The 4,961-nt window shown below is 49.2% G+C and carries 6 protein-coding genes; 1 reads left to right on the top strand and 5 read right to left on the bottom strand.

What is annotated here, in order from left to right:
• Nucleotides 1–132: 132 nt before the first annotated feature.
• On the top strand, nt 133–804 hold the full coding sequence (locus tag RH89_RS12960) for a substrate-binding periplasmic protein (RefSeq protein WP_004402468.1): 672 nt from the start codon (nt 133–135) through the stop codon (nt 802–804).
• A 9-nt stretch (nt 805–813) separates the two neighbouring features.
• Here the strand turns inward: RH89_RS12960 and RH89_RS12955 are convergent, their stop codons facing one another.
• The 5 genes from RH89_RS12955 to RH89_RS12935 all read right to left on the bottom strand — a co-directional run.
• Nucleotides 814–1,545 (bottom strand): substrate-binding periplasmic protein, encoded by a 732-nt coding sequence (locus RH89_RS12955; RefSeq protein WP_004402466.1) that lies wholly within the window; start codon nt 1,543–1,545, stop codon nt 814–816.
• A 125-nt stretch (nt 1,546–1,670) separates the two neighbouring features.
• Nucleotides 1,671–2,138, bottom strand: a complete 468-nt coding sequence (locus tag RH89_RS12950; RefSeq protein ID WP_004402464.1) for a MarR family winged helix-turn-helix transcriptional regulator — start codon at nt 2,136–2,138, stop codon at nt 1,671–1,673.
• 16 nt (nt 2,139–2,154) lie between these two features.
• On the bottom strand, nt 2,155–3,459 hold the full coding sequence (locus RH89_RS12945; protein ID WP_004402463.1) for a TRAP transporter large permease: 1,305 nt from the start codon (nt 3,457–3,459) through the stop codon (nt 2,155–2,157).
• Nucleotides 3,456–3,974 carry a TRAP transporter small permease gene (locus tag RH89_RS12940; RefSeq protein ID WP_004402461.1) on the bottom strand — a complete coding sequence of 173 codons (519 nt, stop codon included), beginning with the start codon at nt 3,972–3,974 and terminating at the stop codon, nt 3,456–3,458. Before RH89_RS12940 ends, RH89_RS12945 begins: the two co-directional genes overlap by 4 nt.
• On the bottom strand, nt 3,974–4,961 hold a 988-nt coding region (locus RH89_RS12935; RefSeq protein WP_004402460.1), incomplete at its 5' end, for a TRAP transporter substrate-binding protein. The genes RH89_RS12940 and RH89_RS12935, both read right to left, overlap by 1 nt.

Here is a 4,961-nt window from a genome sequence, read left to right as displayed (position 1 = left end):
AACCAGCTCCTATACTTACGTAAAAAACAAAGAACCCGGAACACACGTTATGTTGGTTATTAGACCCTTATTTATCGCTTTATTTTCGCATGCTCGTTTTTTTCTGTTGGTGCTCATGCCAGAACCGTAAAAATGGTGACGGTAGACTGGGCACCTTTCTACGGCTCTGAGCTCAAAAGAAATGGCGTTGTGACTGCAATAGTGCAGGAAGCATTCCTGCGTTCTCACTATTCGAGCAGCATAAGATTCACTCCGTGGAAACGGGCTCTCGCAGTGGTAGAAAAAGGAGAATACGATGTCGCAATGGGCGGTTATTACTCCGAAGAGCGTGCAGAAAAATATTTCTACAGCGACCCGATTTTCAATGTAGATGTTGGATTAGTCGCACTAAATAAATTAGGTGTGAAGCGCTACGAATCGCTAGAGGATTTGAAGCCTTATCGAATCGGAGTCAGCTTAGGCTGGGCAAACGGGAAAGAGTTTGACAGTGCGGATTACCTCACCAAAGAAGAGGCTTCAAATCAGATTCTGAATGTGAGGAAGCTGTTTCGCGAACGCGTCGATATGATTGCAGTTTCCTTCGCCGTCTTCCGTTATGAAGCCAGAGCCCTGAGCCACAGCAAACTGGATGATGTGGTTTACATTCAGCCGCCACTCAGCCGCTCCCCCCTTTACCTGCTCGTGTCCAAAAACATTCCAGACGGACAGGAAGTGGTACACGCTTTTAACAAAGGATTGAGTGAATTGAGAGCAGATGGCACTTATGATGCCCTGCTCAAAGAGTTTAATGTTTATGAATATTAAAGCGTTAAGCTAAGGAAGCCTGACACTGTGGCGATCTAATATCGCTTCATAAGTGCCGTCTTCTTTCATCATATCTAATGCTGCCTGCCATTTCTCTACAATGCTGTCGGGAATGTCTAGCGAGGCAGCGACATACATCTCAATGGGCAGATCATCATAGGCGACTTTGAACGGCGCACCCTCTTTCCCCATGTGAGACTGAATCATCAGCCGTGTGGAGTACCAGCCGTCAATGCGTTTCGCCTGTAGCATTTTCACGTTGGCGGATTCACTTCGGGCTTCGTTTAAGTTTTCAAAACCCATCTTCTTCAGCCTGCCCGCCGTTGGCGCACCGCGATTCACTCCGATGGTTTTTGCTTTGAAGTCATCCGAACTTAGGTAAGTTGCTTCATCCGATTCCAGTGTCGCAAAGGAAAAACTGTCTTGCAGGATAGGACCTATCCATTTGTATTTACCCTCACGTGGCGGAATTCGGGCAAATGGGAAAGACAGTCTCCCAGACACCGATTTGGTGACGGTCCGTTTCCAAGGCTCCGTTCGAATTGGCTTCTCATGACCTACCCGACGCATGATTTCGCGAACGATATCTGTCGCTACGCCTTCTAATCTTTCGTCTTTTACATAGGCATAAGGGGGAAGGTTACCTGTAACGACCTGAATTGATGCCGAAGATGCGCTGGTCGCCATTGCATGAGAATGAACAAGTACAGCCAGCATTATTCCGAGAAAACGTAAAACCATAACGACCCTTACCTAAACGACAACAAATAAAAAAGTGATGACGAGAATTCATCATCACTTTGAGCATAGCAGAGGGTGTTAAAACTCGTGGCTGACCAGTGTTTACGTGACGGATGCTTACGCAGTTAGCTTTTACCTGAGTGCTTTTGGTATACGGCATCGGTGGATTGCTTCAGTGCGTCTAGCGCACGAAAAAGATCGCGATACTGAGAGCCCGTTAAACCATCAAGTATTTCGGACTCCCACTGCAATGCACGAGGAATGATTCTTTCATACAACGCCTGACCTTTCTCAGTCAGTTGAATGTGCGTCGCACGTTGATCGTTCTCTGTTTTCTCACGGGTGATGAGTTCTTTTTCTTCCAGCCTGGCTAAGGTTCTGGACACTTTGACTTTGTCCAGATTAGTGACATCCGAGAGGTCACGGGCAATCACATCTTCACGAGCACCTAAGTTGGCAATAATGCGCCATTCCGGTCGGGTTATGCCAAACTCTTTTTGATAGAGTTCTGCCAGGCTATCCGCGACCTGCTCTGCGGTTCTGACGAGCTTGTAGGGTAAGAACTCGTCAAGTGAAAATGTAAACTGCCCCATAAGATGTATACCTCAATCAACCACTGTACAACCAATTCGGCAGAGCCAGAGACAACGCTGGGATCAGTGCAATCAGCACCAGACGCAGCATGTCGGCAGTCCAGAATGGGACTATTCCGCGAAATATAGTTTTGGTTTTAATGTCTTTCATTACGCCAGACAATACAAACACATTCATCCCAACGGGTGGCGTGATCAGGCTGATTTCTGTGACTACGACCACCAGAATACCGAACCAGACCAAGTCAAAGCCCAAACTTTGTACAAGTGGGAAGAAAATGGGCACGGTCAGCAGCAACATCGACATGCTCTCGAAAATGCACCCCAGCAATATGTATATCAGCAGAATCACTGCCATGACCATGAAGGGGGTCATATCCATACTGGTCACAAATTCCAGCAGCGCATCGGTAAAGCCTGCACGGTTGATGAAGTTGGAGAAGATCAGCGCTGAAATCACCACACTGAACAATACCGCTGTGGTTTTCGCAGAATCCAGTAACACTTCATGCAGAACCTTCCGGTTAAGCTGACCTTTTAGCCCTGCGATGACTAGCGCGCCTGCCGCCCCAATACCCGCCGCTTCGGTTGGGGTAAAGATACCTGCGTATATTCCCCCCATCACCAGCACAAAAAGAGCAACCGTTGAGAAGACGCCTTTCAGTGCCAGCCAGCGCTCGCGCCACGGCAGTTTTTCCATTGGAGGCGCAGAATTCGGATTTCTGAATACCGCCCATCTCACCGCCGCCAGATAAAGCCCGACACCTAACAGACCGGGGATCAGCCCTGCGGCAAACAGCTCTCGAATACTGGTTTCTGTCAACAAGCCGTACACCACCAGCATGACACTAGGCGGAATCAATATCCCCAAGGTGCCACCCGCGGCAATGGAAGCGGCTGCAAGGCTGTCCTGATAGCCGTATTTGCGCATCGGCGGCATGGCTACTTTGGACATGGTAGCTGCTGTTGCCAGACTGGAGCCACAAATGGCAGAGAATCCGCCACACGCCAGAATGGTCGCCATCGACAACCCACCTTTCCGGTGACCAACAAACGCATTACTGGCGGCGTACAATTCCTGAGAGAGACCAGCTCGATTAACAAGATTACCCATCAGAACGAAGAGTGGGATCACCGACAGGCTATAATCCTGTCCCGTATCGATGATGCGCCTTGCTGCCATCGAAAGTGTGGCTGTCCAGTTGTAGTCAACCAGAACGCCGAACCCGACAAACCCAACGATGCCCATCGCGTAGGCAAGAGGAATACGGAGCAGCACCAGCGCGAGAAGAACAGCAAAACCAATTAATGTCACTGTCATGGTTGCTCTCCTTCTGCCGATTGCGCCGACATTGGTCCTTTCTTCGCCAAATACAGCACCGCAAGCAGTAGCGTCATTACCATCGATAGCCATCCGGTTATCGAGATAAAATACATCACGTAGCCCAGTGGAATAGCCAGAATATCTGTCTCTTCCTCATAAGAAAGAGAGCGAGAGCCTAACCCCCACACTTTCCATGCCACCAGACCAAGAGCAAACGCACACCCCAGACTGATGACAAACTGGCGCAAATCGATCATCGCACGAGGAAACCAGTCATCCAGTAAATCCACGCAGATGTGTTCTTCATTCCAGGTAATCAGAGGAAAAGCAGCAAACACCACCAATGCCAGTAAAATTTCTACCAACTCTACTCCGCCGGGTAAGGGAGCATTGAAAAAGTAACGCCCGACCACATCAATCACTGTCACCACCAGCATCATTAGCAATGCGAGTGACGCCAGTACCTCCAGACACCGACGTATTCCTCCTGCAAGATTCAGTACAGGGCTCATTATTCAGCTCCCAGAGATTTAACCTGTTCACGATAGTAGGTCAGAGCACCTTCTGGATCGGAAATACGGCGTTTTTTGGCTTTTTTCAGCCAGGCTTTTTCCAAGCCTTCTGCATAGGTTTTCGCCTGTGCAATCATTTCCGGTGTTGCTTCCTGAATGTTGCCCTGTTTTGCCAGTGTGTCTTTTACCCCGGCTTCATCTGCCTGATCCATCATTTGTCCAAACAGACGAGACAGCTTCTCACCAGATACAGACAATACTGCTTTGCGATCTTCTGCAGACAGTCCGTCCAGCGTATCCGGGTTCATCAAAATACTGAAGCTGCCGCGATATAAGCCCCCCGGAAAGGTCACGACATTAGGTGCCACTTCATTTAGGCGGAAGCTTTTGAGGGTTTCGAGTGTAAAGAATGCGCCGTCCACCACGCCTTGCGACAGAGCTTCGTAAACTTTAGTTGGGGGCAGCGCCACTGGGGCAACACCCATGTTCTTACCTATGATCGACATGACATCGCCCGCAATGCGCATTTTCTTGCCTTTTAAATCATCGAACGTCGACACTTTCTCGCGGGTAATGATCGAACCGGGTCCGTGTACACCAACACCTAACACGACCAGTCCACGGTGTTCTTTCCCCTTTTTCAGGTATTTATCGAACACTCGCCAGTAGGCAATGGAAGCGTCTTCTGAAGACAGGGTGTTATCGAAAGTAGGAATTTCGGGCAACTTAGTCAGTTCAAACCGACCGGGCTTAAATCCGTGGAAAAACCAGGTCACATCACCAATACCATCAGCAATCATATCGGCTTGGGCTGGGGGTGGACCCATGTTGTATTCCACTTTGACTTTCACTCGCCCGTCGGTGGCATCGCTTACCCACTGCCCCCACGTTGGCCACACGATCTTGTTAATCCCGTGATTCGGGGATGCCCAAGAACTAATAAGAAGGGTTTTATCCGCAGCAATTGAAGGGAATGATGCAGTGCAT

Origin of the sequence: Vibrio nigripulchritudo ATCC 27043 (assembly GCF_000222685.1) — a bacterium.
Classification (GTDB): domain Bacteria; phylum Pseudomonadota; class Gammaproteobacteria; order Enterobacterales; family Vibrionaceae; genus Vibrio; species Vibrio nigripulchritudo.
The sequence above is the reverse complement of the archived record's forward strand: the minus strand, read 5'-3'. Positions and strand labels throughout refer to the sequence as shown.